At 61.4% G+C, this 26303-nt stretch carries 25 protein-coding genes, 1 tRNA gene and 1 pseudogene; 15 read left to right on the forward strand and 12 right to left on the reverse strand.

What is annotated here, in order from left to right:
• Positions 1-66 precede the first annotated feature (66 nt).
• From ACVW1B_RS32275 to ACVW1B_RS32285, 3 genes are read right to left on the reverse strand one after another with little or no spacing between them, the layout of a single operon-like run.
• Positions 67-441, reverse strand: a complete 375-nt coding sequence (locus tag ACVW1B_RS32275) for a hypothetical protein (protein WP_057018949.1) — start codon at positions 439-441, stop codon at positions 67-69.
• Positions 442-491: 50 nt separating this feature from the next.
• Entirely contained in the window at positions 492-779 is a 288-nt protein-coding gene (locus ACVW1B_RS32280; protein ID WP_225161514.1) for a DUF5658 family protein, read from the reverse strand.
• Entirely contained in the window at positions 766-1575 is an 810-nt protein-coding gene (locus ACVW1B_RS32285; RefSeq protein WP_225161513.1) for a sterol desaturase family protein, read from the reverse strand. Before ACVW1B_RS32285 ends, ACVW1B_RS32280 begins: the two co-directional genes overlap by 14 nt.
• 229 nt (positions 1576-1804) lie before the next feature.
• On the opposite strand from ACVW1B_RS32285, the pseudogene ACVW1B_RS32290 reads away from it, so the two are divergent.
• Positions 1805-2125: pseudogene (locus tag ACVW1B_RS32290) on the forward strand (recombinase family protein); the annotation flags it as partial.
• A gap of 258 nt (positions 2126-2383) precedes the next feature.
• Positions 2384-2905, forward strand: a complete 522-nt coding sequence (locus ACVW1B_RS32295) for a methyltransferase family protein (protein ID WP_253606275.1) — start codon at positions 2384-2386, stop codon at positions 2903-2905.
• A gap of 194 nt (positions 2906-3099) precedes the next feature.
• On the opposite strand, the gene ACVW1B_RS32300 is transcribed toward ACVW1B_RS32295, so the two are convergent.
• Together ACVW1B_RS32300 and ACVW1B_RS32305 are read right to left on the reverse strand one after the other, a co-directional pair.
• The gene (locus ACVW1B_RS32300; RefSeq protein WP_456822721.1) at positions 3100-3807 is read right to left on the reverse strand and encodes a hypothetical protein; all 708 of its coding nucleotides are present in this window, start codon (positions 3805-3807) and stop codon (positions 3100-3102) included.
• Positions 3746-4330 (reverse strand): Panacea domain-containing protein, encoded by a 585-nt coding sequence (locus tag ACVW1B_RS32305; protein ID WP_456822722.1) that lies wholly within the window; start codon positions 4328-4330, stop codon positions 3746-3748. Before ACVW1B_RS32305 ends, ACVW1B_RS32300 begins: the two co-directional genes overlap by 62 nt.
• Before the next feature lie 306 nt (positions 4331-4636).
• Between ACVW1B_RS32305 and ACVW1B_RS32310 the strand changes: the two genes are divergently transcribed.
• The gene (locus tag ACVW1B_RS32310; protein WP_456822723.1) at positions 4637-5323 is read left to right on the forward strand and encodes a recombinase family protein; all 687 of its coding nucleotides are present in this window, start codon (positions 4637-4639) and stop codon (positions 5321-5323) included.
• A gap of 856 nt (positions 5324-6179) precedes the next feature.
• On the opposite strand, the gene ACVW1B_RS32315 is transcribed toward ACVW1B_RS32310, so the two are convergent.
• Positions 6180-7652, reverse strand: a complete 1473-nt coding sequence (locus ACVW1B_RS32315) for a DNA sulfur modification protein DndB (RefSeq protein ID WP_456822724.1) — start codon at positions 7650-7652, stop codon at positions 6180-6182.
• Positions 7653-9000: 1348 nt separating this feature from the next.
• Here ACVW1B_RS32315 and ACVW1B_RS32320 point away from each other — a divergent pair.
• Positions 9001-9456, forward strand: a complete 456-nt coding sequence (locus ACVW1B_RS32320) for a hypothetical protein (RefSeq protein ID WP_456822725.1) — start codon at positions 9001-9003, stop codon at positions 9454-9456.
• Between the two features lie 419 nt (positions 9457-9875).
• Entirely contained in the window at positions 9876-11711 is a 1836-nt protein-coding gene (locus tag ACVW1B_RS32325; RefSeq protein ID WP_456822726.1) for a hypothetical protein, read from the forward strand.
• A 68-nt stretch (positions 11712-11779) separates the two neighbouring features.
• On the opposite strand, the gene ACVW1B_RS32330 is transcribed toward ACVW1B_RS32325, so the two are convergent.
• From ACVW1B_RS32330 to ACVW1B_RS32350, 5 genes are all read right to left on the reverse strand, one after another.
• Positions 11780-12133 (reverse strand): hypothetical protein, encoded by a 354-nt coding sequence (locus tag ACVW1B_RS32330; protein ID WP_456822727.1) that lies wholly within the window; start codon positions 12131-12133, stop codon positions 11780-11782.
• 4 nt (positions 12134-12137) lie between these two features.
• Positions 12138-12395 carry a hypothetical protein gene (locus ACVW1B_RS32335; protein WP_456822728.1) on the reverse strand — a complete coding sequence of 86 codons (258 nt, stop codon included), beginning with the start codon at positions 12393-12395 and terminating at the stop codon, positions 12138-12140.
• A gap of 10 nt (positions 12396-12405) precedes the next feature.
• Complete coding sequence (locus ACVW1B_RS32340) at positions 12406-14172, reverse strand: DUF6538 domain-containing protein (protein ID WP_456822729.1); 1767 nt, start codon at positions 14170-14172, stop codon at positions 12406-12408.
• A gap of 101 nt (positions 14173-14273) precedes the next feature.
• Positions 14274-14350: transfer RNA gene (locus ACVW1B_RS32345), tRNA-Arg, on the reverse strand.
• 152 nt (positions 14351-14502) lie between these two features.
• Positions 14503-15981 carry a sensor histidine kinase gene (locus ACVW1B_RS32350; RefSeq protein ID WP_057018967.1) on the reverse strand — a complete coding sequence of 493 codons (1479 nt, stop codon included), beginning with the start codon at positions 15979-15981 and terminating at the stop codon, positions 14503-14505.
• Positions 15982-16346: 365 nt separating this feature from the next.
• Between ACVW1B_RS32350 and rpmH the strand changes: the two genes are divergently transcribed.
• The 7 genes from rpmH (at position 16347) to ACVW1B_RS32385 (ending at position 22095) form a co-directional block, all read left to right on the forward strand.
• The gene (gene rpmH, locus ACVW1B_RS32355) at positions 16347-16481 is read left to right on the forward strand and encodes a 50S ribosomal protein L34 (RefSeq protein WP_008542748.1); all 135 of its coding nucleotides are present in this window, start codon (positions 16347-16349) and stop codon (positions 16479-16481) included.
• A 32-nt stretch (positions 16482-16513) separates the two neighbouring features.
• Entirely contained in the window at positions 16514-16924 is a 411-nt protein-coding gene (gene rnpA, locus ACVW1B_RS32360) for a ribonuclease P protein component (RefSeq protein ID WP_057018968.1), read from the forward strand.
• A gap of 3 nt (positions 16925-16927) precedes the next feature.
• Positions 16928-18799, forward strand: a complete 1872-nt coding sequence (gene yidC / locus ACVW1B_RS32365) for a membrane protein insertase YidC (RefSeq protein WP_253606273.1) — start codon at positions 16928-16930, stop codon at positions 18797-18799.
• Positions 18800-18912: 113 nt separating this feature from the next.
• Positions 18913-19566 (forward strand): ribosome biogenesis GTP-binding protein YihA/YsxC, encoded by a 654-nt coding sequence (gene yihA / locus ACVW1B_RS32370; RefSeq protein WP_253606271.1) that lies wholly within the window; start codon positions 18913-18915, stop codon positions 19564-19566.
• Entirely contained in the window at positions 19563-19931 is a 369-nt protein-coding gene (locus tag ACVW1B_RS32375; RefSeq protein WP_253606264.1) for a DUF423 domain-containing protein, read from the forward strand. The genes yihA and ACVW1B_RS32375 overlap by 4 nt, the downstream gene beginning before the upstream one ends.
• Before the next feature lie 224 nt (positions 19932-20155).
• Positions 20156-21049, forward strand: a complete 894-nt coding sequence (argB, locus tag ACVW1B_RS32380) for an acetylglutamate kinase (protein ID WP_016848093.1) — start codon at positions 20156-20158, stop codon at positions 21047-21049.
• Between the two features lie 59 nt (positions 21050-21108).
• Entirely contained in the window at positions 21109-22095 is a 987-nt protein-coding gene (locus ACVW1B_RS32385) for a DUF1036 domain-containing protein (RefSeq protein WP_253609864.1), read from the forward strand.
• 306 nt (positions 22096-22401) lie between these two features.
• Here the strand turns inward: ACVW1B_RS32385 and ACVW1B_RS32390 are convergent, their stop codons facing one another.
• Positions 22402-23439: an IS110 family RNA-guided transposase gene (locus tag ACVW1B_RS32390; RefSeq protein WP_253605065.1), complete on the reverse strand. Its 1038-nt coding sequence runs from the start codon at positions 23437-23439 to the stop codon at positions 22402-22404.
• Positions 23440-23649: 210 nt separating this feature from the next.
• On the opposite strand from ACVW1B_RS32390, the gene ACVW1B_RS32395 reads away from it, so the two are divergent.
• The 3 genes from ACVW1B_RS32395 to ACVW1B_RS32405 all read left to right on the forward strand — a co-directional run bounded on the left by ACVW1B_RS32395 (position 23650) and on the right by ACVW1B_RS32405 (position 26296).
• Positions 23650-24345, forward strand: coding sequence for a pyrimidine 5'-nucleotidase (locus ACVW1B_RS32395; RefSeq protein WP_253606262.1), 696 nt, complete (start codon positions 23650-23652; stop codon positions 24343-24345).
• 252 nt (positions 24346-24597) lie between these two features.
• Positions 24598-25443 carry a 2,3,4,5-tetrahydropyridine-2,6-dicarboxylate N-succinyltransferase gene (gene dapD / locus ACVW1B_RS32400; protein WP_028335932.1) on the forward strand — a complete coding sequence of 282 codons (846 nt, stop codon included), beginning with the start codon at positions 24598-24600 and terminating at the stop codon, positions 25441-25443.
• A 241-nt stretch (positions 25444-25684) separates the two neighbouring features.
• Entirely contained in the window at positions 25685-26296 is a 612-nt protein-coding gene (locus ACVW1B_RS32405) for a DUF805 domain-containing protein (RefSeq protein ID WP_253606261.1), read from the forward strand.
• Positions 26297-26303 lie beyond the last annotated feature (7 nt).

Here is a 26303-nt window from a genome sequence, read left to right on the forward strand (position 1 = left end):
GATGCGATTTTGGTTGAAGCGTCAGGTGCGGTGCGGGAAGCCGCCTGCCGCGATCCTGATGGCGTGCTACTTCGGTCCGACGGTTCCGGTCACCTTCAGCCTCGCCGACCTCACCCAACCCGAGACGTCGTTGCCCGTCCCCGGATTGAGGTACATCACCGACGACCAGCCATCCCTGGTTTGCGCATACGCGATCAGCGCGTCATTCGGAATGACGAACACGCCGCGGATCGGACAGTGCAGATTGGGCGCCGAGTAGAATTGCAGCCGACCCGTGCCCGTCACCACATTGGCCAGCGGCGGCGACAGCATCGGGACGCGGCTGGTGCCGGTCTGCGGCTCCTTGCAGTTCGACGGCGTCTGCGCGTGCACGGTCGCCCCCGGAGCACCCAGGATCAGGGCACAGCAGACCATGCAGGCGACAACGAACCTGTCCGACATCGCTGATCCTCCTGACGTCGCCGGTTGCGGCAACCGGCGAAGGGATTGATTCAGTTCGTGCCCGCGATGATGACGAGATTGTTCAGGACAGGCGTGGAGCAGAACGCGACGACGAGAGCGATGTTGTAAACGTTGTTGCTCCGCCAAAGCAGCCACGTGACCACGAACGTCAAGCCAAGCTTGGGCACCAGCCACCAGACACCGAACCACGTCTGCGCCAGATGCATGAACGGGTTCAACTCACCCAATCCGAGACTCAGGATCACATTCGTCGACTCAAGGTCGGCGTAACCCAGCAGCAGAGCGAGGAGCACCAAAAGACCCTTAACCCAATTCATTCCGAGACTCCCGATGCCAGTAATGCCGAAGATGCCGGATTGGCCAGATCACACTGTTGATGATGTCCACGCGCTCAGCCGGCACGAGGCCCGTTGCAGGATATTCGCCCGGCTTCGGTATCCAGGCCGTGCCGAACAGAATGTCGAGAAACGGAAAGCAGGCAGCGAAGTTTTTGTCCCTGTGCTCGGGAAGGACCGAATGATGGATCCGGTGCCATTGCGGATTGTTGATCCATGTCACATACCGACCGAGCGGAATGCGGACGTTGAGATGGGCACACGCATCGGGCATGAAGAAGATAAATCCCACCGCGATCACCATGTCCGGCGGGATGCGGAACAGGATCGCCATGATCGGAAGAAAGGCGTCGGACAACACCCGCTCCAGCCAGAAATGCCGGCCGCCGGTAATGAACGTGACGCCGTTCGCGCTGTGATGGAAGGAGTGCATCGCCCACAGAAAGGGGATCGCATGTTGAAGGCGATGGTACGTGTACTTGTAGAGATCGAATGCAACCACGATGATTGCGAGTGAGACGTACCACCAGTAACCGTCGGTCGGCAGCTTGATCCAACCGAGACCGGTATAGCTCGCAATTTTGCCCGCGGTGATCGCCGCGATCGGAGCGAGCATGGACGACAACCCGAGGCTCACGATCACCGCGAGCCAATCATCGCGAAACTCGGCGTAGGGAACGTCCGCAATCGGCCATCTTTTTTCCAGGATGCGACTGGTGTAGACGATGCCCAGAAACACGGCCGCATAAAATACGGCGTTTGCGATGTCACTCTGCATGAGGGATGACTCGCCGGTTCAAAAGGACAGACAATAAGAATAAAAACATTTCTGTGCCTATAAGCTAAAAAAGCTTATTTTTTCTCAACGCTCCGGCGGGGGCAAGCAGGGTTTTTACGGGGCGGCCCTCGTCTTCGGCCCGATTCTGGCCCGCGCGGGCGCATTTTTCCGGGCCGGTCTCCGATCCGGTGCGGCGATAGCCCGCTGAAGCGAACCCCGCGCCCGCCCGCAGGACATTGTGCGCACCGTGAAGGCGCGTGGTGCATCCCTGAGGGGCTATACAGAGCAACCCATCGACACCAGCACAGCAGCGGGCAAGTGCTTCCTGGACATGCTCGGTGTGTTCACCGAGTTCGAGACCAACCTCCACAGAGAGCGGCAGCTTGAGCGTATCGCGGAGGCCAAGGCACGCGGGGTCTACCAAGGCCGCGAACCGTCCATCGCCACCGCCAAAGTGAAGGCGCTCAAAGCTGACGGCATGGCACCGTCCGCTATCGCGAAGGCGCTCAAGATTGGCCGCGCGTCGGTTTACCGGGCTCTTGAGGATTGAGGAGGGAAGCCAATGACACCCACAGCGCCCTCCACCTGCGACCACGGATTCTGTGAGTGCAGTGGAAGGCAATCGATCCAGAAGTGTCTGAGGATGTTCTACTGAAGACGAGCACGCATCAGCTGTCCGAACCAATGGGAACTTGCGTGAATGGCGCGCCGTGGCCGATGAAGATGGGCACTACGTGTTTCGCCGTGGCGCTATGATGCAACGGTTCAATTTTGCCGCCGCCTTGTGACAGGACGGGAAGGAGGTGCCATGCCGAAAACGATCGCGGTATTGGGCTCTGTCCTCTTCTTTGCGGTTGCGCCCAGTTCGGTGGCGGGGCTCGTTCCCTGGTGGATTACGCGTTGGGAATTTCGGCCGCCCTTCTTCGATCTCGACGCGACGCGCGCCGTCGGGATCCTGTTGATCGTCGCCGGTCTACCCGGGCTTGTCGACTCGTTTGCACGCTTTGCGCTGCAAGGATTGGGCACGCCGGCGCCGATCGCACCGACGCAGAACCTCGTGGTGACGGGTCTCTATCGCTATGTGCGCAATCCTATTTACGTTGCCCTTGTCGCCGTCATTCTGGGCCAAGCGGTCTTGTTCGGCGACCAGCGCCTTCTTGGGTACGGTGTGTTGGTGTGGCTCGCCTTCCACGCGTTTGTCGTGGGGTACGAGGAGCCGGCGCTCGTTCGTATGTTCGGAACGGAGTACGAGGATTTCCGGGCCAATGTCCCGCGCTGGATTCCGCGGCTCACGCCCTGGCGAGCCGCACGACGCCGGAATCAATCGTGACGCGGGCGCCACCGCGGGAAGGGCGTGGTACCGTGCCCTGTCGTAAAATGGCGCGCCCGGAACGAGGCGACGAATACTCAGGCTTCACATTGAAAAGTCAGCACAAATCAGCGTAGCCGCTGCTCGGTCAGTACCACTTTCTGTGACCACCTTCAACGCCTATGCTGCGGCTGCCTAAGCGTGATCACGCCGTCCTAGTCGAACAACGGCATGTCGCGCTCTGGCCGGATGATGGTCGCGCGGCGCGGCCTCACCAGTTCTCGCTCGGCAACATTGCGCAGTGCTTCGGTGATGAGGTTGAGGCGATCAGCGAGCCGCCGCTCCGACCACAGGTTTAGCTGATCGAGCGAGAGCCTGCGTACTCGCCGGTCTAGACCCTTACTCGGCGCGCTCAGATCAACGTACTCAAGGTCTGCAGGCTGACCGTAGAACTCGATATCCAGCAGGTACCGCTTGTGGATTGCCGCGACCATTCCGAGTTGGTCATCCGTCAGGGCAGCGTCTTTCCGAGGCTGCAGGTAGTAGAGCCGCACCTTACCATCCTCAACGAAGAAGAAGGGAATGCGGTAGCCAGCCTGCAGGTCGCTTCCGAACGGAAACTTCCTGGGACTCAGATCAAACACCTGCATGGAGCGATTGAAGGCGAGCGGCGCAGCGAGCGCGACGACATCGATGTTAGCCTTGCGACCGATCTTGTTGGTCTCCGCTTCGCACGACTGGATTAGTTGGCTGATGTCCCACATACCCCTGTGGGCGTATTTCACGGCCCGCGTGCTGCGGCGATAATTGAAGGGTGCGCTCGGAGTTTCGTAGTACTCAACGAGCGAAGCCTCGACTTCCTTAACTGTATCGCCTCGAAGGCGAGCTAGATCCGGCACGGCCGGTGTCGGCAGTTTGATCATGGCTTCCATCCGGACTAAGTCCTACTCGGAATGGTTGCCGGTCGTGCCGAAACCAATCACGAATCGAGTCGTCCGATATTACCATGCCGGGCACTGCCCGCCGAGTCGCAGCATTCCACACCTGATCCCATGGAGAGCCCTCTTCGTGCGTCAGGTCGGATAGTTTGAACGGGTGGTACGTGGCGTAATAATCGAAGATGTCACGCAACAGCATAGCCGTGGCGTCGTCCATATCGCTACACTGCGCCGTCTCGTACCTACCAGCCGCTACGTTCAAGACCTTAGCCCTCGCGTCTATCGGCTTGTCCTTGAACTGCTTGAACTGATCGTACACGACCCGATTGACTGGTCCGTATGTCCACGCTTCGAAGGGCTGTCCCACAAGGGGCTTGTCGTTCCCAGCTAGGTACCAAGCGTGCGCAAAGAATAGGATTTTCTGCAGTGACATCATGCTGATGGCCCGCCCCTTGGACGCCCCATAGTCGAGCAGGAAGTTCGCTACTGCGCGCGCATCGTAGGGCATGAGAGCGTAACCTGCTTGCTTTGCTGAACGGTGGAGGGCGGCATTCAATTTCCAATTCCAAAGACCGCTTGGCGTGCTCAAGATCAACGCTGCCCAATCAATACGCCCGCTCTTTTTGAATGTGGATAACTCCGAGGTTGACTCGGCGGTACCTAACGAACCGTCAAGTGTTCATGTTTTGTTCTAGTTCGCAAGCCCCTTCTTTTGGGACCCGAAGCGTACGGCCATGCAAAACGGAATCGCTGGGATTCCGAAACTTTCGTTGTCTAAATCCTAAATGCTCGATAAGGTATTTTACAGACGGCTATGGAGGCCCCTGTGACGACCGAACGCACCCTCATCAGCTACATCCGTGTTTCGACTTCCCAACAGGGGCGCTCAGGGTTGGGCATAGAAGCGCAGCGGCAGACGCTCGCTTACTTCGCCCAGGCTGAGGGGTTCACGGTGGTACGTGAGTTCGTAGAGGTGGAGACCGGCAAGGGAGCCGATGCTCTGGACCGCCGACCGCAGCTCAACGCTGCTTTGGCCGCCGCACGGAAACTCAGGTGCCACGTAGCTGTAGCTAAGCTGGACCGGCTCAGCCGTGACGTTCATTTCATCTCGGGGCTCATGGCCCACAAGGTGCCGTTCCTGGTCGCGGAGTTGGGGCCGGACGTTGACCCCTTCGTGCTGCACCTGTTCGCCGCGTTGGCCGAGAAGGAACGTGCGCTCATCTCCACGCGGACCCGGCAGGCCCTATCGGCGGCTAAGGCTCGCGGTGTCACCTTGGGCAACCCGAGGCTCCAAGTGGCTCGCAAGAGCGCCGTGCAAGCCGTGAAGGCGGAGGCTGATCGCTACGCGGCCAACGTCCTGCCGATTATCCGTGAGGCACAGAAGGCCGGTGCAAGCACGCTGCGGCAGATTGCTGAGGCGCTGAATGCACGAGGTGTCCCTACGGCGCGAGGTGGGCGGTGGTACGCGCAATCTATCGCCAACATCCTTGAGCGCGCGTAGGAAGGCGACCCCATGAGGGTGAATTGGGTCCGAGCCGTGTGTTCGCCACAGGGGACGTGGGAATCGTAGCCTCGCGCCTTTCCAAGGCCGGTTCGTGATATGATGGATTTATGAGCATCCTAAGGCATTTCCTGATCGTGGCGTCGTTGGGGACAGCGGCGTTTCTTGCCTACATCTGCCTAACCGAAACGGTGAACGCTCCTTGGACCCTCGCTTGGTTCATTACTGCCTGCGTATTGAACGTAATCTATTTGGGACTGGCGGGAGCGCCGAACGGGGGGCGTAAGTGGAGAATATTCGGTCTGCTCAATCTCTGGCTCGATGCCAAGGAGAGCGAGCTTAAGGCGCGGTCGGCCCGCAGCATCAGAAACGATCCTTGAAGCTCCTGTCACGGGCCCGCGCGTCGAATCGCGCGCTGGAGGGCTGGAGGGCCTACGACCCCGCCGTGCGCCCGCCGCGCACCCGCGACGGGTCCCCTGTGGCGGCATGGACCCTTGGCCCTCTTCATGGGGACCCCGGCTTCAAAATTCGAGGGCTAAAGCCAAAGGGCAATGCCCGACTTCCTTGAGCGGAGTGTGCATCTGAAAACTGTATCGTGCGGCCTTACTCTACAAACATGGCTATCGCGATAAGAGCGATAGGGCTCAGCCCCAGCGATACAGAAGCTGTAGAACAGGTTGCGCACGGCTCTGCCCCTACGGCTGGAATTGGTCTATCCAGCAGCTTCAAATTGGCGGCTTCGCTGCGCGCGGTTGCTGAGCTGAAATTAGCCGCGTGTATCCCATCGATGTAACCGCGATCCTGTTTATCAAGGAGCGGCAGCCTCAAAACCGGTGAGACCGCCGCCCTCTTTCGATTAAGCAGCCGCTGACGCCGCCGAGACTGGATCGTTCGAGTGACGGGACGGGAAGCCCAACTTCCACCTGATCATGTCGCCGAGGATTGGGTAGATGTCATTGTGCTTGGCACCGAACCTCATATGGCCGCCCTGGAAACTACCGATGTCGCGGTTGCCGGTATCCTCCGCTGGCAGGTACGCAGCCAATGTGGCCAATCCGTATCTGCTACGCTCTGCGACCGACAGCTCGTAATATCGCCACATCGGATTTTCGTGACTGAAGTCGATATCGGTCAGATTGGACAACAGCTTCTCGGTTAAATCATCTCCGTCGTCAGGACGGCGATTGCTGAAGCTAAAATCGAACACAAGCTTCGCAATTGCCTTCAAGACAACCGGCTGAGCTGCAACGGTCTTTTGGCGAGCGCCTTCCTCACCAAAACCATCGATGGCGTGGACGGCCGTCCAGAAGCGATAGGCTGTATCTTCTTTGCCATCCACCAGAGCCGGTGTGGCGCTGCTGATATTGGTCTTGTTCAGGAACAGGATCGCGTTGACAGCCACCATATCCTTGCGAGGCAGCGCCCCTTTGTCGTCTGACCAATCCTTAACGTCGGTCTCGGACACGGCAATTCCGAGAGCCTCATGGTCGATGAGCTTATCCTTGATGAACAAGTTGATCGGATTCGAGTTGTCGAACTGCAGGGCCAGGTTCGTATCGACTTTCTTTCCCAACCGGTTCAAATCGTGGAAGAGCTGGCGTTCTTCGTCCGCGTTCAGCCCGAGATGCACCTCCAACAACAACGTGCAGTAGCTGCGAGCCACTTCGAAGCACTCTTCCCAAACCGCAAGCTCTTCCGTCGTCGCGGCATCGCCATCCTTGAAGCCTGCCAGATTGCCCTTCTTCGGATAAGCGCGAGAGGTGCGAACACCCTCAAGGAAGTCGAACACCAATTGCATGCCCTTCCGACGATGCTGACCGTCAACAACCCAAAGAACATGTCGCTGCGCTAAGAACACTCGGAAGGCGGCAGTCTCCTCAGTTCGCTTGTCGAGCATCCGGTCGCCTCGGATGTCTGCACCCCTGGGATTGCAATCGCGGATGTTCACGACGAGCGGCTGAATTGCCATGTAGGGCTGACGGCCCAAATGCTCCATCACGCTCTTCAGCGCCTCGGGAACGGGCTTCCCTGCAATCTGGCGGCGTTCAATCGCTGCCGACACCAACCCTTTCAAGATGTACAATGCGAGCTTCTGAGCGTGGGCGGGATCAAGCTTCCGCTGGGCAACCGTATCCCCGTCACGGCCGGGATCATTGGCTACCTCAGACATGCTGTAAAATTCATGCATGGGCATCTGCATGAGGAACGTGCGGCTACCAAGGTTGTGACCGATGAAAACCTTCATCGGCTTTTCGGACGTGTCCCCTGCATCGAGAACTTCGTCGAGGGTGGCGAGAGGCTTAGGCAATCCGTTGTCAGAGGGAATCATTGAAGTTCCTTTCGCGTTAGCAATGCGAACTAAATGCCAGGCCAGGATGCAATTGTCAACTCTCCTGGGATATTATTTTTAAGAACCAGGCATTTTGTCATTTTTCTCCTGGTATGAAAATGTGAGAATCCTGGCAGACAAAACACACTTATGAAGCCAATCCGGTTAAGTCTTTGATATTCGGGTAAAAGCTCATAGCCGCGCAATCCCTGGAGTATCCAAGGGGCTAAGCGCAGAAGACTGGCCAAGCACGCTGCGGCAGATTGCTGGCGCACCCAATGCACGACCACGGCGCGCGAAGGGCTGCGGTACGCACAATCCATCGCAAACATCATTGAGCGCGCGTGAGCAAGCACGGGTGGCATAGGCCCCAAGGTGTATCATTCGGCCGGATGCAACAGATTCAATAGCTTCCCGGACTAACGTCCTGTCACACTACAGCAAAGGCCGACCTTACGGCAGCCAAGGGACTCCGGGCCATCCTGGGGCCCCTAGCTCTCCTCGTGGGGCCCCACGGCTTCAAAAAGTCGGGGCTAAAGCCAAGGGCCTATGCCTAGCTAAACAGGGCGGTGTGCTTCGCTGGAAGTACCGTGTGGGCCCCAAACACCCCACGGCCCCCAAGTGAAATCAGCGGCTTAGCCGACCAACCTCCCCACGTATCAATGTAGCACTCAGCCGAGTGCAACAGATTCAAGAGGTTAGCAGACCAACCTCCCTACGCAGGACAGCAGGGGGCCCAGCGGCCCATGGCCCTGCCCATCCTCACGTTAGCAGCACTGAGGCCCTCGTGGGCCCTGTGTACTCATCGATACCCAAGCCGCTTTGCAGCGGCCCTCCAGAAATCACACTCAATGCCCTTGGAAACTGCTCTCCACATTACCGACCTTGTGCCCTCTAACCCTGCCCATTCTGACGGCCTCACAGCCACGCCTTCTCCGGCACCACCGCAGGCACCAACACGGGCGCTGCCTTCTCAGCCCATCTGCCTAACTCGCGCATCTACGGCGGCCGTCATCGTGGGCATCCAGATGCAAAACGGCGATGATGGCAGCATCAACGTCAGCGGCGACATGGATCACGTCCACTCGTTCTCAGGCACCACTGGCGCTGAGAGCGCCGCGCACGCCCACACTTTCAACGTCACATCTCAAGCCAACACAGGCGACACTGAGACACGGCCTCTATCGGCGTCTCTCCTGTTCATCATTCGGGCCAGCTAAGGCCACCCAATCTATTCAGCGGCCGTTGGCGGCAGTGTCCTCAGCGCGCCGCTAGAAGGAACAAAGGAAACCCAATGGCTCGATTGCCACGAGGCAAAACTAAACACCCGCCGGCTCATTCAGAGGCCATGAAGGCCAAATGGCTTGACCCTGAGTACCGGGCCAAGATGGAAGAGCGGGACAGCAGAAGGGAGGAGCTACGCAAAGCTGATCCTGAACGCTTCACCCGTACAGGTATCCCCAATGGGATGAGGCGGGATGAGGCAGATAGAATGTGGTCTGTGGCGGATGCACAGGCCGACAAGGTAATCCAGACCCTGAAGGCCGATGGGCTGCTTCCGGAGACAGGAACTGCAACCACAGCAACAGCTCAATCTAACATCCCAGTGCCAGACACAGATGAGGGGATGGCTGAGGTTGTGCTTAGGGAGGCTTTCAAGCTCGCCTTGGGGCCAACAGGCAAGAGGGCAAAGCTTCAGGCCCTAGACATAATTCTCAAATACACCCGCCTGAAGCCCATGAGTGTTCTGAAGCTGGCCACGGGTGCCGCTGAGAGCGCCCTAGATGAGATGACAGCGCCGTAAGGGCCCCCCCTGAAAGCTCTGTAGGCTTCAAAAGTGGCTCACTCCACAGCACAGCCTGTTACATTCTCCGCCGTAGCGTGGAGCCTCCTGTAGGCTCTCAGGAAAGGTACCCCTGAACCCTCTAATGTTCCCTTTATTAGGGCTTTCGAGGGGTGCTTTCCGTCAACCACCACCAATCCCCTAATCCCATTCACAAGGCCACCGCTGGTGCTCCTCAAGGGCACCTATCGGCTTGTCGTGTCCCATAAGGAACACCACCAACAATGACTCCTACCACCACCCTTCTTCGGGAGCAGCACGCTCTCGCACTTGTGTGCCCTAATGAGTTCTCAGAGCGGATGAACCAACACTGGACCACGCTCCGGCCTGACGGGCTAGGGCAACACTCATCGCCAGCCTTAGTGACCCTGTGGCGCATCATGGGTGCGACCTTCCAATTAGCTACGGTCGAATCTGCCTCTGGTGTTCAGTCGCCTTGGCGCATCTTGCAGCCGCCCACCGGCACAGGGAAAACCCAAGGCACCTGTGTCTACGCGGCCATGCAAGCGGACCTCAATCGCGAAGCTGAAGGCACCTCGCTAAAGCCCGTAGGTATCCTCATCGTTACGCGGCTGAAGGATGATGCTGACAACATACAGAACACCGTTAATGCCTTGGCGGGGCGTGCTGTGGCTGTGGCTAACCATTCCGGCAGCTATGCGACGACTGAGCAGCTACACGCGAGTGATGTTGTGGTTATCACCCATACGGCATTCATTAAAGCCAAGCGGGAGACTAAAGGGCGCGACTGGAAAACTTGGGACCGCTTGGTGTCTTGGCGTGGAGGGGAAAGACACCTCACTGTTATCGATGAGGCATTGGCTAACGTGGTCGATGAAAGCAACGCAACCACCGAGAACCTAGGTCTTGTCATCAGCCTCATTCCACCGGAATTGCGCTCCGCATTTCCACAGCAAGTAGGCGTTCTGGAGCAGGTGCATCGCGTGCTTGTTGCCTTCGCCGATTCTGATGACCATGCCAGTCCCATGGCTCTGATCTGGGGAGAAGGCGGCGCGCCAGTCGCTGTAGACTTCACCCCCTTCGTCTTGGCGATGAGTGCGCTGCCCTATGATAAAATTGTGTACGCCCGGAGCAATACCAAAGACCGAACCCGACTGGCCGAGCGTGTAGCGGAAACAATTGCGGCGGTGCAGACGTGTCTTGAGCAGTTCGCCTATTACTCCCGGTCAGGTGATTGGCATTCGATCAACACAGCGTCCCTAGCCGTTCCCTTGGATGCCCCCGGGCCAGTGGTGCTAGATGCTACCGCCAGAGCTAACTTTCTTTGGGACCTCTTTGAGGAGCGACACGACCCGATTCCCGTCCCCAGCCATGCTCGGGACTACAGCAGCGTAACGCTTCATGTGGCTAGGGGAGGTGCCGTTGGAAAGAACACCATGACTGACCGGATCAATGAGCGCCTGCCCCGCATCAAGAAGGGTCTTGAAGAAGCCATAGGCCCGGAGCGCGCGGTGTTCCTGTGCGTCCACAAGGATGTTGAGGCCGTTATTACGAAGAAGGCGAAAAACGGGGGCAAGAGCTGGGTTGAGAAATTGCCCTTCCGAGAGTGTTCAGTTGGTCATTGGGGTGCCGTGGACGGTCGCAATACGTGGCAGGACTGCGATACTGCGGTAATCCTCGGGCTGCCGTACCTGCCTCAGACGTGGGCCACCAACATGTTCTGCGCGCTGCAAGGGGCACAGGATGACAAATGGCTGCAATCACCGGAGTGGAAGCAATACAAGAACGTCCGCAAAGAGATGGAACAGCGCCAAATGTCCGTCTCTGTAATCCAAGCCATCAACCGCATCTGCTGCCGCCACGTCATTGACTGCGAAGGCCACTGCCCTCCCGCAGATGTATTCATAGTGCTGCCCAAGGATGCCATGGGTGACGCTGTGCTTGATGACATCAGAGCCGATATGCCTGGGATCAAGGTGACAGGCTGGGATTTCGCGCTGGACGCCCCGAAGGAGAAGAAGCCCCGTGTCGGTAGCTCTCACGTCAGGCTCATTTCCTATATGGAGACGCAGGACGCTGGCCCGGTGTCCCTGTCCATCATTCAGCGCGACCTACAGCTCAGTAGTGTGAAGAAGCTACGGGAAACGCTGAACAGCAGCGAACACCCAACCACACAGGCTCTCAGGGAGATGGGCGTAAGCTACCTTCCCGGCATCGGCCGAGGATCGAAAAGCTACCTTGTGAAGGCAGCATAAGCCTCACAGGCAAGACAATGGCCGCATCAGGTTATCCCAGCTAAGGGAGCCCGGTGCGGCCTTTTTTCTTATTGGCAGGTCGTGTTAGTGCCGCCGATGCCATTGGGCATAGTGGAGCAGTGAACCGCAGGCGGGTTGGCGCTCTGCATCGCTTGACTGGCCGCTTGCAACCGTTGCCCAAGCTCGTGGACGCGCGCTCGCCGGTTAGCTTCTTCTGCCGCCGCTAGCTGTTGATCTTGCAGATACAGGCTTTCGAGACACTTGCTGTAATCTGGCGTACCCAGCTTGTAGCCAAAGGACGCACACTGCTTCTCCCTGTTGGCTTGTGCCATCTGCCTTCGGGCAGCCATCTCCTCCTCAGAGACGCACGCCGAGAGCGCGAGGCCCGCTAGCATCAAGACCGCCATTGCTTTCCGTTCCATGGCATCAGCCCACGCGAGCCACGCGGTCCAGCACCGTATCCAGAACGCCCAAGCGCCCCGCAAACCGCTCTACGCCGACTTCCAATGCTGCCCCCATCGACACGACATGCCTCTGCGCACGCCACAGGGCGCTCGGGGTGCGCTCAAAGGTGTCCAGCCACGCATACCAGCGGTGGCCCGCTCGGATCATGGCCCATGCGCTCGCTAGGGCTACGGTGAGCACGACGGTGGCGGCTTCGGTTGTGATGCTGTTTGCAGACATTTTGTATTCCTCATTTCGCATTGCTGTTGCCGCGTGTGCCCACTAGTGCCCCCAGCGGCTTGACCCGCGACAAGTCAAGGCCAGGATAGGAAATGCGGTTGATTGCATCGGAGAGCGCAGCAGCGCCGAACCGCGACAACATGGCGTTAGCGCCGTAGCCCCAGCTCACTGAGGAAGCTTGCGCATGACCGATAAGGGCCTCGCGCATCTCGTGATCGGCGCGCCCACGCCGCAGCGCGTCCTTCACTGTGTGGCGGAAGGAATGAAAAACCTTAGCCTTGTCTGTCACGCCAGCCGCGCGGAGATAGCGTCCGAACCACTGCGACCATGCGGGCACACCAGCGCGCCCACGGTCGGGAGACACTGAAGGGAATAGCCAAGCGTCTGCACCATCGGCCTTCCGTCGTTCCGCCACATAGCTGAGGAAGCCCAAGCGGATCACTTCGGGATGCACGGGCACAGCACGCTCGGAGGCATCGGTCTTGACGCGCTTCCCCCGCGCCCTCTCGGTTACGAAGTAGAGCAACGGCACTTGCGTTTCCGCGTCCACCTGCACATTGGCAGCCATGAGACTTCCCAGCTCCGCTTGCCGTGCGCCTGTGAATAGCGCCAACACCGGCAGCCAGAAACCAGCGGCCCCATGGGCCCCCAGAGGGAAGTCATGTTCGGTGAACACTGGCGCACCGAACAGCGATTGAAGCTCCGCAATCTCGAATGACGTGCGCTCTGATCGCTCCTCGGGCAGCCTGAGCTTGCTGAACGGGTCGGTCCACTGCGCGTCATCCGGCACAAGCCCGTTATCGCTGGCCCAGATGCAGATGGACTGCACAGCGCCAAGCTGCTTGTTAATGGTTGCTGCGGTGATCCTCGGCTCGTCTGGGTGCTCTCTGCCCCAAGAGGCTTGCGCCGGAAGCGTTGCGCGCTGCAAGTCGCCTGTTCGGTGGCGTGGCCTGTCCTGAAGCGTCTTGCGGTAATCCAGAGCGTGCTTTTTCCTGATCGCCGCTACGGCCATGTTGCCGTGAAGCTGGATGAACATGTCCACGCTGCTAGTGAACTCATCCACCGTCCGCTTGGGACGCGTCCTGTGCCCCTTCCAACCAGCTAGCGCCTCTTGCAGCGTTCCGCCTTCTCCGTGGCCGCCTGTGACTTTGGAAGAAGGTAGGCGCGGGGTTTCAATGACTGCACCCGCATAGCGAAGCCCAATATCATCAAGGGCTCTAAGGAACGCCTTGGCGCTTTCGATGCAAAGGTCATGATAGGCCGCGCCGCTTTGGTCTAGCGTGATACCGAAGCTTGCGAGGGCGTTTTGGGCACGCTGCTCAGCGAAAGAAACATCCCCGATAGCAAACTTCTGCTGAAAATCTTGTCGGATGTCCCCATGCGCCTCGGCGTTAACATTCTCGCCGTGTGGGCCCACTAGCCCTAGCCTGCCCGAAAACCTTAGCGCCTCATCTTCCTTCAGCGCCGTTGCGTACACGTACTCGGCCATGCGCTTGATTTCGGTATCGTTTAGGCTAGTGCGCTTGACCACAGGCACCGTGATTGCAGCAAGGCTCGCTTTCGCCCTCGCAATGATCTGGTCGAACTCCGCTAACACCGGCTTGGCACGGATGTTGGCCTCGCGAAGGTCCTTGGTTCCCAGCGACCGCTTCAGGTGCTTCTGCTTGGCTTTGCCGTTGTTCAGTTCGCGAGCGACGGCCGCCTGAAGCCCGTCAGGCTTCTCCGGCACCGCCTTCCGGGCGCAATACGTCCCGTGTCTGTCCTTGATGACGCCCATCAATACACGCACGATTTAGCACCACCGTTTGTGACCACCACACGGCAGCTAAGCGCTTGTATTCGTGCTAGTTATTGATTTCCAATGGGAAGTTAGTTGAGTGGCGCGCCCGGAACGATTCGAACGTCCGACCCTCAGATTCGTAGTCTGATGCTCTATCCAGCTGAGCTACGGGCGCATTTTCGCGGGTGGGCTTGAGCCCGCATGGCTCCGGGAGCCCCGGAACGTCGCGAAAGAGCGCTCTAGCTACAGGCTCCGGGTCCGGTTGGCAAGGTCTGGAAACGCCAATTTCGGCCGCAGTTTTGGCCGCCCCGGAATACCGGAACGGCCTCAGGCCCTCGCCCGCTCGCTGCGGACCGACAGCAGTTCCACCGGACGATCCGGGATCGAAATCCGGAAGGTGGCGCCGATCGTGCCCTCGACCAGGTGGATGTGGCCGCCGTGGGCCCGGATCAGTTCGGCGGCAATGGCAAGGCCAAGCCCGCTGCCGCCGGGGCGACCGGAGGTCTGGAATGCCTCGAACAAATGCTCGCGCGCCTTGGTCGGGACGCCCGGACCGGTGTCGGAGACCTCGATGATCGCAACCGTCCCCTCGCGGCGGCCGGTGATGCGGATCTGCTGCGCGCCGCCGTCACCTGCGGGCCGGGTTTCCAGCGCCTGCGCCGCGTTGCGCACCAGATTGAGCAGCACGCGGAACAGCTGGTCCGGGTCGGCGTCGATGGTCAGGCCGCGCTCAATCGCGCTGATCCAGGTGATCGAGACATCGGTGGCGAGCCCGGCCGACTCCCGCACCTCGGCAACCGCAGGCTCCACCATGATGACGCGGCGATCGGGCGCCGCCTCCTGCGCGCGGCCATAAGACAGTGTCGACTGGCAGAAGGCGATGGCGCGCTCCAGCGAGCGCAACAATTTCGGCGCAAAGCGTTGCACCCGCGGGTCGGGCACGCTGGCGAGCTGGTCCGACAGCAATTGCGAGGACGCCAGCAGATTGCGCAAATCATGGTTGATCTTGGAGACGGCGAGCCCGAGCGCCGCAAGCCGGCTCTTCTGATGCAGCATCGAGACGAGGTCGCGCTGCATGTCCGACAGCTCGCGCTCGGCAACGCCGATCTCGTCGCCGCGCTGGCTCGGCACGATGATTCGCGCCGAACTCTCCGGATTCTCGTGGAAGCCGACCAGGCTCGCGGTCAGCCGCCGCATCGGGCGCACGAACAAATAATGCAGCGCCAGATAGACCAGGCCGGCGGTCAGGCCGGCGATCAACAATGCAACGACCAAAACGTTGCGCGAGAAGCGGTACATCGCCTGCCGCAGCGGCTTCTCGTCGATCACGACCTCGATGAATTGCGCCTGGCCCGGCGCGGGTCCGACCACGCGGATGGTCTGGTCGCCATGCTCCAGCATGATCTCGAAGGCATCGACGATCGCCGACCACACCGTCATGGTCCGCATGTCGACGTCATGGTCGATCGCCGCCGGCAAATCGGCGCTGGCGAGCAGCCGGCGCTGCTGTCCCAATTTGATGGCGACGGCACGGGCGCCGATGCTGGTCAGGATCTGCCGCGCCAGCGAATCCGGCACCAGGCCGGACGGGGCGGCATCGAGCACCAGCGCCGCGGTATTGGCGGCGGCCAGGCGGTCATTGAGCCGGTTCATCCGGAAGTTGGCGATGGCCGGGACGTAGATCAGGAGCCCGGCGATCATCACCAGGGGAATCGTCAGCAGCAAAAGCTTGCCCGACAGCCCGAGCCGGGGGGACGGCTTGGGCCGCTGCTTCTGCGCGGTCGCCTGATCGTCAGTTAGAGCCACAAGATAAGGCCTTGTTTGGCTTAGGGGTCGGAAGATGGGGCCCGGCCCCCAAGCCGGTCAAATTACGGATCGCTAATGTGGGCGGTTCCCCGAACGCCCCAAAGCGTCTCCATACCGTCAAATACCCCGCGAAATCAGATATATTCGCCCCAATTGCGACGTTTCGAAGAAGCCTTTTTGCGACGGCCTGTGACATTGACGAAAACAGGGCGCTCCCTTATAAGCCGCGCCAACTGTCCGCGATGGCCCGGTTCTTGACCCGGGGGCGGCTCTTTGGGGCCGTCAACGGCTCGTTTGGGCCCGCCAGCATCACCGGACTCCATCTCAATACAACGGCAAATTGCCCGGTCAGCGGAGAATTACCCGTGAAGCGGACTTATCAACCCAGCAAACTGGTGCGCAAGCGCCGTCACGGCTTCCGCGCCCGTCTCGCCACGGCCGGCGGCCGCAAGGTCCTCGCTGCGCGCCGCGCGCGTGGCCGCAAGCGCCTGAGCGCCTGAGCCCGGACGTCTCCTCTCCGGAGATACCCATTATGGATCGGCTGAGGCAGCGGGCGGATTTCCTCGCCGTTGCCAATGGCGCACGGGCGAATACCACAGCTTTTGTGCTGCAGGGCCGCCGCCGCGACGATCAGGGCCCGATCCGCGTCGGCTATACCGTCACCAAGAAGAACGGCACCGCGACCGAGCGCAACCGCATCCGCCGCCGGCTTCGCGAAGTGATGAGACAGGTCGACGCCGTATTCATGCGGCCGCACCATGATTATGTGCTAGTGGGCCGTCGTGACGCGCTGACCCGCGACTTTGCGACCATGCTTGACGACCTGCGGTCGGCGCTGCGCCGCCTCGACCGGCCTGCGCCCAACACGGGTAATAACAAGACGGGTACCAACAAGGCGGGTAACAAGAGCGCGCCCAATCCGAATGGAATGACGAGACCCTAAGAGATGTCCGACAACCGCAACACGATCCTTGCCGTCATTCTGTCCGGCCTCGTCCTGATCGCCTGGCAATATTTCTACAATGTGCCGCAGATGGAGAAGCAGCGCGAGGCGCAGCGCCAGGCGGAGTTGCAGAAGCCGGCGCCGCAGGCGACTCCGGGTGCTGCTCCCGGCACCGCTCCGGGTACCTCGGCGACTCCCTCTCCGGCTCCCGGCGCGCCTGCTGCTGACGCTCCGGTCGCGAGCCGCGAGACGGTGCTTGCCTCCGGCCCGCGCATCAAGATCGAGACCCCGCGCGTCACCGGCAGCATCGCGCTGAAGGGCGCCCGGATCGACGACCTGGCGCTGGTTCAGTTCCGCGAGACGGTCGATCCCAAATCGCCGGCTGTCGTGCTGCTTTCCCCGTCGGGCACGGCCGAGCCTTATTACGCCGAGTTCCTGTGGCTGACCGCCAACGGCTCATCGGTGAAGACGCCGAACGCCGAAACCGTCTGGCAGCAGGAGGGATCGAACACCCTGTCGCCGAGCACCCCGGTGATTCTGAAATACGAGAACGGCCAGGGCCTGACCTTCCGCCGCACCATCTCGATCGACGATCGCTACCTCTTCAGCATCAAGGACGAGGTCATCAATCAAGGCAGCGCGCCGGTGACGCTGTATCCGTTCGGTCTGATCTCGCGCGGCGGCAAGCCGCCGGTCTCCGGCTACGCGATTCTGCATGAAGGCCCGATCGGCTATCTCGGCGAACACGGCCTGCAGGAATTCAGCTACAAGAACATCGACGAGGCCAAGACCTCGACCGGCGGAAATTCGCGCGGCATCGTGTTCACGAAGGTCACCGACGGCTGGCTCGGCATCACCGACAAATACTGGGCCACGGCACTGCTGCCGGAGACCACCGCAACGCTCGAAAGCGCCCGCTTCACCACCGGCGACAAGCGCTACCAGACCGACTACATGCTCGGCGCGCAGACCATTCCGATCGGCGGCACCGGCGTTGCCAACGGGCGGCTGTTCGCCGGCGCGAAGGAGGCCGCCACGGTCGGCCTCAACTTCCCGCTGGTCGGCTTCGGCGGCTACAACAAGCAGCTCGGCCTCAACCATTTCGATCTCCTGATCGACTGGGGCCATTTCTACTTCATCACCAAGCCGATGTTCCTGGCGCTCGACTGGTTCTATCGCCTGGTCGGCAATTTCGGCATCGCGATCCTCTTGGTGACCGTGATCGTGAAGCTGTTGTTCTTCCCGCTCGCCAACAAGTCCTACGCCTCGATGGCGAAGATGAAGTCGGTGCAGCCGCAGCTGCAGGCGCTGAAGGAACGCTATCCTGATGACCGCGTGAAGCAGCAGCAGGAGATGATGGAGATCTACAAGAAGGAGAAGATCAACCCGATCGCGGGCTGTCTTCCCGTCGCCTTGCAGATCCCGGTGTTCTTCTCGCTCTACAAGGTGCTGTTCATCACCATCGAAATGCGGCACGCGCCGTTCTTCGGCTGGATCAAGGACCTCTCGGCGCCTGATCCGACCAATCTGTTCACGCTGTTCGGCCTGATTCCGTTCGATCCGATCGCGCTGCTCGGACCGCATTTCGGCGCCTATCTGGTGATGGGTATCTGGCCGATCATCATGGGCATCACGATGTGGGTCCAGATGAAGCTCAATCCGGCGCCGCCGGATCCGACCCAGAAGATGATCTTCGACTGGATGCCGCTGATCTTCACCTTCATGCTGGCCGGCTTCCCGGCGGGTCTCGTGATCTACTGGGCCTGGAACAACCTGCTGTCGGTGCTGCAGCAGAGCTTCATTATGCGCAAGAATGGCGTGAAGGTGGAGCTGTTCGACAATCTGAAGGCGACGTTCGCCAAGAAGACGACCTAGGTAGCACCGTCATTGCGAGCGAAGCGAAGCAATCCACGCCTCAACACGAGGAGAAATGGATTGCTTCGTCGCTTCGCTCCTCGCAATGACGGAACGAGAGTGGGGCGCCGCGCATGAGCACCGAACCCGATGCGGCGCTGATCGAGCAAGGCCGAAAGCTGTTCGCCGGCGACTGGCGCTTCATCTGGGCCTCGCCCTCGATCGAGACGCTGCCGCCGATGGCCGGCCTCGAGGTCGCCTTCGCCGGCCGCTCCAATGTCGGCAAGTCGAGCCTGATCAACGCGCTGACCGGCCGCAGCGCTCTGGCGCGAACATCGCACACGCCCGGCCGCACCCAGGAACTGATCTTCTTCGAGGGGCCTGAGAAGGCCGCCTTCCGCCTGGTCGACATGCCCGGCTACGGCTACGCCTCGGCGCCGAAGACCAAGGTGGCGTCGTGGACGGCGCTGATCCACAAATTCCTGCTCGGGCGCGCGACGCTGGCACGGGTCTACGTGCTGATCGACGCGCGCCACGGCATCAAGGACGTCGATCTCGACGTGCTGAAGACGCTGGACAAGTCCGCGGTGAGCTATCAGGTCGTGCTGACCAAGGCCGATCAGGTGAAGGCCGGCGAACTCAAGACCGTCATCGCCGACACGTCAGCAACGCTCGCAAAACATCCCGCCGCCTTCCCCGAAGTGCTGGTGACCTCGTCGCGCACCGGCGACGGCATGCCGGAGCTGCGTGCCGCCATGGTGCGCCTGATCGAGGAACGGCGCCGATGAGCGGGGCATCCCGCTTCCTGATCGGCCTTGCCGCCATCATGGGCGCTTGCGGCGTGATGCTGGCGGCGGCCGCAGCCCATCTGCCTGACGCCACGCGGCTGGCGGCGGCATCCTCGATGCTGCTGTTCCATGCACCCGCCGTAGTCGCGACCATCGCGGTCGCGGATCGCACGATCATCCATGCGAAGCTCGCAGTCGTGGCGGCGGCCGGCTTCGTCATCGCGGCGTCATTGTTCGCGGGCGACCTCGTGCTGCGCCAATATGCCGGCCATGGATTGTTTCCGATGGCTGCGCCGACCGGCGGAACGCTCTTGATCCTGAGCTGGCTGGTACTGGCGGTCGCGGCGGTGTGGCCGAAGCGGTGATGACCGCCATACTTCCTTCTCCCCTTGTGGGAGAAGGTGGCGCGGATGCAATCCGCGCCGGATGAGGGGTCTCTATCCGCGGAGACAAACGCCTCACCCGGCTTCAATGCCGTCGCATCGAAGCCACCCTCTCCCACAAGGGGAGAGGGTCAAGACCGCTTTGCGCCCTGCCCGCCAATCAGATAGAACCGCGCCACCCCTCCGCTGACGACGAGACCAGCCCCATGACCGACCAGCACATCAGCCCGCTCGATCAGGCCCGCATCCTGTCCGAGGCGCTGCCGCACATGCAGGAATATGACGAGGAAACCATCGTCATTAAATATGGCGGCCATGCCATGGGCGCCGAGGACACCGCGAAGGCGTTCGCGCGCGACATCGTGCTGCTCGAGCAGACCGCGATCAATCCGGTGGTCGTGCATGGCGGTGGGCCGCAGATCGCGACCATGCTGAAGCGCCTCGGCATCCAGTCGGAATTCGCCGCGGGCCTGCGCATCACCGACGCCGCGACCATCGAGATCGTCGAGATGGTACTGGCGGGCTCGGTCAACAAGCAGATCGTCGGCTACATCAACGAGGCGGGCGGCAAGGCCGTGGGCCTCTCCGGCAAGGACGGCAACATGGTGAAGGCGTCGAAGACGACGCGCACCATGGTCGATCCGGATTCCAACATCGAGAAGGCCATCGATCTCGGCTTCGTCGGCGACCCCGAAAAGGTCGACCTCACGCTGCTCAATCAGCTGATCGGCTATGAGCTGATCCCGGTGCTGGCGCCGCTGGCGACCTCGCAGGACGGCCAGACCCTGAACATCAACGCCGACACCTTCGCCGGCGCGATCGCGGGCGCGCTCAAGGCCAAGCGCCTGTTGCTGCTGACGGACGTGCCGGGCGTGCTCGACAAGTCCAAGAAGCTGATTCCGGACCTGTCGATCAAGGAAGCCCGCAAGCTGATCGCCGACGGCACGATTTCCGGCGGCATGATCCCGAAGGTCGAGACCTGCATTTACGCGCTCGAACAGGGCGTGCAGGGCGTCGTGATCATCGACGGCAAGACGCAGCACGCGGTGCTGCTCGAGCTCTTCACCAACCAGGGCACCGGCACGCTGATCCACAAGTAATGGCAGACGCGGGACACACGGCGAGGATTCCTCGCCGGTCGCTGCCGGCGCGGCTCGCGATGGCGCTGCCGGCCGCGCTGGTGTCGTTCCTGTTCTCGTCGGCGCCGGCGCATGCCGACCTCAAGCTCTGCAACCGCATGAGCTATGTGATCGAGGCCGCGATCGGCATCGACGACAAGGCCGCGACCGCGACACGCGGCTGGTTCCGCATCGATCCCGCGACCTGCCGGGTCGTGGTGCAGGGCGCGCTCACCGCCGACCGCGTGCTGCTCAATGCGCGGGCGCTTGGCGTCTATGGCGCTTCGCCGATCCCGCAGAACGGCACCGACACGCTCTGCGTGGCGCAGGACAATTTCGTGATCGCCGCCGCGCGACAATGCCGCTCCGGCCAGATGCCCGCGCAATTCACCCAGATCACGCCGACGAAGACCGACGACGGCCATCTGGTCGCCTATCTCGCCGAAGACAGCGAATATGACGACGAGCAGGCGCGCCTCGCCGGCATCCAGCGCCTGCTGGTGATCGCGGGCTACGATGCCGCGCCGATCGATGGCGTCGACGGGCCGAAGACCCAGAGTGCGCTGTCGGCGTTCCTCAGGAGTCGCGGGCTCGCCAGCGACATCGTGCAGTCGCCGAATTTCTTCGCCACCATGATCGATGCCGTGCAGAAGCCGTCGCCATCGGGGCTGACCTGGTGCAATGACACGCCGCACAAGGTGATGGCCGCGGTTGCAACCGACGACGGCAAGGTGGTGACCAGCCGCGGCTGGTATCGCATCGACCCCGGCAAGTGCCTGCATCCCGACGTATCAGGCGCGCCGAAGCAGATCTATTCGTTTGCCGAAGCGGTCGACAACGACAACCGGGCCATCCGCATCAGGGACAAGCCGCTGAACTGGGGCGGCGGGGTCCAGCTCTGCACCCGCGAAAGCAAGTTCGAGATCAACGAACAGGGCGACTGCAGCACCCGCGGCCTCGCCGCGCTCGGCTTCACCACCGTCGACATGACCAGCGGCGGCAAGACGCTGCGCTTTGCGATGCCGTGATGAAGATAATGAGGCCGCAAACATCGATGTCGTCCTGGCGAAGGCCAGGACCCATATGTGGACGGCCCCCGTGGCACAAGAGCTGTTTGGTGAGATCGGATCGCTTGCATCCATATGTCCGGCCTGTTGGGTGCGATCGAATGGATCGCTGGCCAAGATGGTTTGCGCGATGCGAGTTCCAAACAACCACGCGGCCTGTTGGCAGCCGATGGGTCCTGCGGACTGTCTCGCATCGTTGCTCGATCGATCGCTCCATCTGCTCTTGCAGCTCCGGTCGGCCGGCGAGCGAGCCCGCCGGCTAATCGATTAGGCGGCGGCTGTCATGGGATTCATCCGTGCCGCCTCGTAACTCTCGCCCGTTGCCATCAGCTTCCAGGCGATACGGGCCACTTTGTTGGCGAGCGCCACGGCCGCAAGCTTCGGCGGCTTGCGCTTGATCAGGGCCAGCAGCCAGCGCGAGTGATGACCGCGTCCCCGCCTGGCCTGCTGGATCACCGCTGTGGCCCCGACCACCAGCAGACGGCGCAAGTTCTCATCGCCAGCCCGCGTGATCTTGCCAAGCCTGGTCTTGCCAGCGGTGGAGTGGTCCTTGGGTGTCAATCCCAGCCAGGCCGCAAAATGACGACCAGAACGGAACGTGCGCGGATCAGGTGTCTTCATCACCAGCGCGGTTGCAACGATCGGACCGACCGAGGGGATCTGAGCCAAGCGCCGGCCCGTGGCATCGGCGCGGTGCCAGGCCATCAGCTTGGCCTCAACCGCCTCCAACTCACCCTCGAGCCTGACGCGCTCCCGGCCCAGCACCACAAACAGCTCGCGCGCCAGAACCGGAAGCGTCTCGTCCTGCGCAATCCGCACCAGCAGGGGTTCGATCGCGTCCAGTCCCTTGGGGGCGATCAGGCCATACTCCGCCGCGTGGCCGCGTATCGTATTGGTCAGCTGGGTGCGCCGGACGATCAATCCGTCGCGGACACCCATCAGCATCAGCGCGGCCTGCTGCTCGGCCGTCTTCACCGGCACGAAGCGCATGCTCGGCCGGCTCATCGCTTCACACAGGCCTTCTGCATCCCGCCCGTCATTCTTGTTCCGCATCACGTAGGGTTTGACCAATTGCGGTGCCATCAGCTTCACCTCGTGACCGAGCTTGGAAAGCTGACGCGCCCAATGTTGCGAAGCCCCGCAGGCCTCCATCCCGATCACAGTCGGCGGCAATTTGGCGAAGAACTCCAGCACTTGTTTGCGCGACAGCTTCTTGCGCAGCACCACCTGCTCCGCCGCATCAACCCCATGCAGCACAAAAATATACTTCGACGTATCAATCCCAATGCGGATAATCTGGTTCACGGACGGCTCCCTTGTATGAGATCTAGACAACCTCATTCTGGCACACTGATGCCGTAGGGGGCCGTCCACACCATCAACCACAAGACTGCGTTTGGCGAAGAACGACGAGCACCGTGCCACATTGATAGATTCCGCGGTATGGGTCCTGGCTTTCGCCAGGACGACGGCGGAGGGCGGAACGACGTTCACGCTGACAAGTGGAGAGCCACAATGAATACTCCCCGCAGCTTCGGCCATGTCGAGACCTGGGTGTTCGACCTCGACAACACGCTGTACCCGCATCACGTCAACCTGTGGCAGCAGGTCGATGCGCGGATCGGCGAGTTCGTCAGCAACTGGCTGAAGATCTCTCCCGAGGAAGCACGGCGGCTGCAGAAGGACTATTACCTGCGCTACGGCACCACGATGCGCGGTATGATGACCGAGCACGGCGTGCAGGCCGACGACTATCTCGCTTATGTGCACAAGATCGACCACTCGCCGCTGCAGCCGAATCCGGCGATGGGGGCTGCGATCGCCAGGCTGCCGGGACGCAAGCTGATCCTGACCAACGGCTCGGTCGACCATGTCGATGCGGTGCTGGGCCGGCTCGGCATCGGCAACCATTTCGACGGCGTGTTCGACATCATCGCCGCCGATCTCGAGCCGAAGCCGGCGCCGCAGACCTACCAGAAGTTCCTCAGGCTCCACGACGTCGATCCGGCGAGGGCTGCGATGTTCGAGGACCTCGCGCGCAACCTGGTGGTGCCGCATGAGCTCGGCATGGCCACCGTGCTGGTCGTGCCCGACGGCAGCCAGGAGGTGGTGCGCGAGGCCTGGGAGCTCGAAGGCCGCGACGCCGCCCATGTCGATCATGTCACGGACGATCTCACCGGCTTCCTGCAGCGGCTGAACGGAAAGCCCTGACCTCTCCCCACGTCGTCCCGGCGAAAGCCGGACCCATAACCACCAATCTCTGTGTGGCTACGCGCCGTGGCCCCAGCGTGCCGCAACGCTGGCATTCGTGGTTATGGGTCCCGGCTCGCGCTTCGCTTGGCCGGGACGACGGAAAAGAGACCACTCGGCGACGGAGGAGTTTGCCTTGACTCCGCGGCCCCAAATTCCGAAAAAGCCCCGCAAAATCCCGTCATAATCCCCGATACGCCAAGGATTGTCCCGATGTCGCTGTCCGCCCTCGAAACCACCGTCAACACCGCGTTCGACGCCCGCGAAGGCATTTCGACCTCGACCAAGGGCGAGGTCCGCGAGGCGGTCGACCACGCGCTGGAGCTGCTCGACAAGGGCGAGGCCCGCGTCGCCGAGCGCGAGACGAGCGGCAAGTGGAAGGTCAATCAGTGGCTGAAGAAGGCCGTGCTGCTGTCGTTCCGCCTCAACGACATGGGTCAGATCGCGGGCGGCCCGGGCAAGGCATCGTGGTGGGACAAGGTGCCGTCGAAGTTCGAGGGCTGGGGCGAGAACCGTTTCCGCGACGCCGGCTTCCGCGCCGTGCCGGGCGCGATCGTGCGCCGCTCGGCCTTCATCGCCCGCAACGTCGTGCTGATGCCCTCCTTCGTCAATCTCGGCGCCTATGTCGATGAAGCCACCATGATCGACACCTGGTCGACGGTCGGCTCCTGCGCCCAGATCGGCAAGCGCGTGCACATCTCCGGCGGCGTCGGCATCGGCGGCGTGCTCGAGCCGCTGCAGGCCGAGCCCGTGATCGTCGAGGACGACTGCTTCATCGGCGCGCGCTCGGAGGTCGCCGAGGGCGTGATCGTGCGCAAGGGCGCGGTGCTGTCGATGGGCGTGTTCCTCGGCGCCTCGACCAAGATCGTCGACCGCGAGACCGGCGAAATCTTCGTCGGCGAGGTCCCGGAATATGCCGTCGTGGTGCCCGGCACCCTGCCGGCCAAGCCGCTGAAGAACGGCCAGCCGGGACCTGCCACCGCCTGCGCCGTGATCGTCAAGCGGGTCGACGAGCGCACCCGCGCCAAGACCAGCATCAACGAGCTGCTGCGGGATTGATCGCTTTTTCGCCGCGAGATCAGTCCATCACCGTCACCCTGAGGAGCCTGCGAAGCAGGCGTCTCGAAGGGTCGACGGCCACCAGCGGGGCCGTGCATCCTTCGAGGCTCGCCCAGCGGCGCAATTGCGCCGCAAGGCTCGCACCTCAGGACGACGGGTCTGGACTGATCGAACCAATTTCGATCCGACGCCGACATATCTCCGGGCTGCGAAGAATTGCCGCAGCCCGGAGCTTATTTTCATGGACTGGGCCAATTACCTGTTCGGCTTCAAGGGCCGCGTCAACCGGGCCAAATTCTGGCTCGCGGGGCTGATCATCGTCTGCTGGATGATGTTCCTGGCTTTACTGGCGGTCTCGGCCGGCCTCGGCGGCAAGAACGGGTTCAGCTTCAATGTCGACGACATCTTCCGGGCCTTCGACCCCGACAGCTACAAATCGCTGAGCTGGGCCGGATTGCCGGCATTGCTGGTCAAGGCCTGCGGAACGTTCTTGTTCGTTTGGGTCTATGTCGCTGTCTCGATCAAGCGACTGCACGACCGCGACAAGAGCGGCTGGTGGATGGTGCCGTTTTTCGCGATCCCGGGTCTCATGAGCCAGTTCTCGGATCGGCTCCCCGATGAATCCTATTGGGTGATGGCCGCGGGCCTGATCGTCTTCGTGCTCTATGTCTGGGGCTTCATCGAGCTCGCCTTTTTGCGCGGCACCAGCTACCCCAATCGCTATGGCCCCAATCCGCTTGGGAAAACCCATGTGCGGCAAGGCCGCGACAGCGGGTCGCGCTCCGCGCGCGGCTGGGATCAGCAGAGCGAGCTCGATATCGTGCCGCACAAAGCTGGTCCACCCGCCGTGTGACGTGTTA

It is taken from the genome of Bradyrhizobium sp. USDA 4502 (genome assembly GCF_054063355.1).

Bases quoted from the DNA above. Each gene is read 5' to 3' on its own strand.
- ACVW1B_RS32275 (WP_057018949.1), bottom strand. From the start codon at position 441: ATGTCGGACAGGTTCGTTGTCGCCTGCATGGTCTGCTGTGCCCTGATC.
- ACVW1B_RS32280 (WP_225161514.1), bottom strand. From the start codon at position 779: ATGAATTGGGTTAAGGGTCTTTTGGTGCTCCTCGCTCTGCTGCTGGGT.
- ACVW1B_RS32285 (WP_225161513.1), bottom strand. From the start codon at position 1,575: ATGCAGAGTGACATCGCAAACGCCGTATTTTATGCGGCCGTGTTTCTG.
- ACVW1B_RS32295 (WP_253606275.1), top strand. From the start codon at position 2,384: ATGCCGAAAACGATCGCGGTATTGGGCTCTGTCCTCTTCTTTGCGGTT.
- ACVW1B_RS32300 (WP_456822721.1), bottom strand. From the start codon at position 3,807: ATGATCAAACTGCCGACACCGGCCGTGCCGGATCTAGCTCGCCTTCGA.
- ACVW1B_RS32305 (WP_456822722.1), bottom strand. From the start codon at position 4,330: ATGCCCTACGATGCGCGCGCAGTAGCGAACTTCCTGCTCGACTATGGG.
- ACVW1B_RS32310 (WP_456822723.1), top strand. From the start codon at position 4,637: ATGGAGGCCCCTGTGACGACCGAACGCACCCTCATCAGCTACATCCGT.
- ACVW1B_RS32315 (WP_456822724.1), bottom strand. From the start codon at position 7,652: ATGATTCCCTCTGACAACGGATTGCCTAAGCCTCTCGCCACCCTCGAC.
- ACVW1B_RS32320 (WP_456822725.1), top strand. From the start codon at position 9,001: ATGAAGGCCAAATGGCTTGACCCTGAGTACCGGGCCAAGATGGAAGAG.
- ACVW1B_RS32325 (WP_456822726.1), top strand. From the start codon at position 9,876: ATGGGTGCGACCTTCCAATTAGCTACGGTCGAATCTGCCTCTGGTGTT.
- ACVW1B_RS32330 (WP_456822727.1), bottom strand. From the start codon at position 12,133: ATGGAACGGAAAGCAATGGCGGTCTTGATGCTAGCGGGCCTCGCGCTC.
- ACVW1B_RS32335 (WP_456822728.1), bottom strand. From the start codon at position 12,395: ATGTCTGCAAACAGCATCACAACCGAAGCCGCCACCGTCGTGCTCACC.
- ACVW1B_RS32340 (WP_456822729.1), bottom strand. From the start codon at position 14,172: ATGGGCGTCATCAAGGACAGACACGGGACGTATTGCGCCCGGAAGGCG.
- rnpA (WP_057018968.1), top strand. From the start codon at position 16,514: ATGGATCGGCTGAGGCAGCGGGCGGATTTCCTCGCCGTTGCCAATGGC.
- yidC (WP_253606273.1), top strand. From the start codon at position 16,928: ATGTCCGACAACCGCAACACGATCCTTGCCGTCATTCTGTCCGGCCTC.
- yihA (WP_253606271.1), top strand. From the start codon at position 18,913: ATGAGCACCGAACCCGATGCGGCGCTGATCGAGCAAGGCCGAAAGCTG.
- ACVW1B_RS32375 (WP_253606264.1), top strand. From the start codon at position 19,563: ATGAGCGGGGCATCCCGCTTCCTGATCGGCCTTGCCGCCATCATGGGC.
- argB (WP_016848093.1), top strand. From the start codon at position 20,156: ATGACCGACCAGCACATCAGCCCGCTCGATCAGGCCCGCATCCTGTCC.
- ACVW1B_RS32385 (WP_253609864.1), top strand. From the start codon at position 21,109: ATGGCGCTGCCGGCCGCGCTGGTGTCGTTCCTGTTCTCGTCGGCGCCG.
- ACVW1B_RS32395 (WP_253606262.1), top strand. From the start codon at position 23,650: ATGAATACTCCCCGCAGCTTCGGCCATGTCGAGACCTGGGTGTTCGAC.
- dapD (WP_028335932.1), top strand. From the start codon at position 24,598: ATGTCGCTGTCCGCCCTCGAAACCACCGTCAACACCGCGTTCGACGCC.
- ACVW1B_RS32405 (WP_253606261.1), top strand. From the start codon at position 25,685: ATGGACTGGGCCAATTACCTGTTCGGCTTCAAGGGCCGCGTCAACCGG.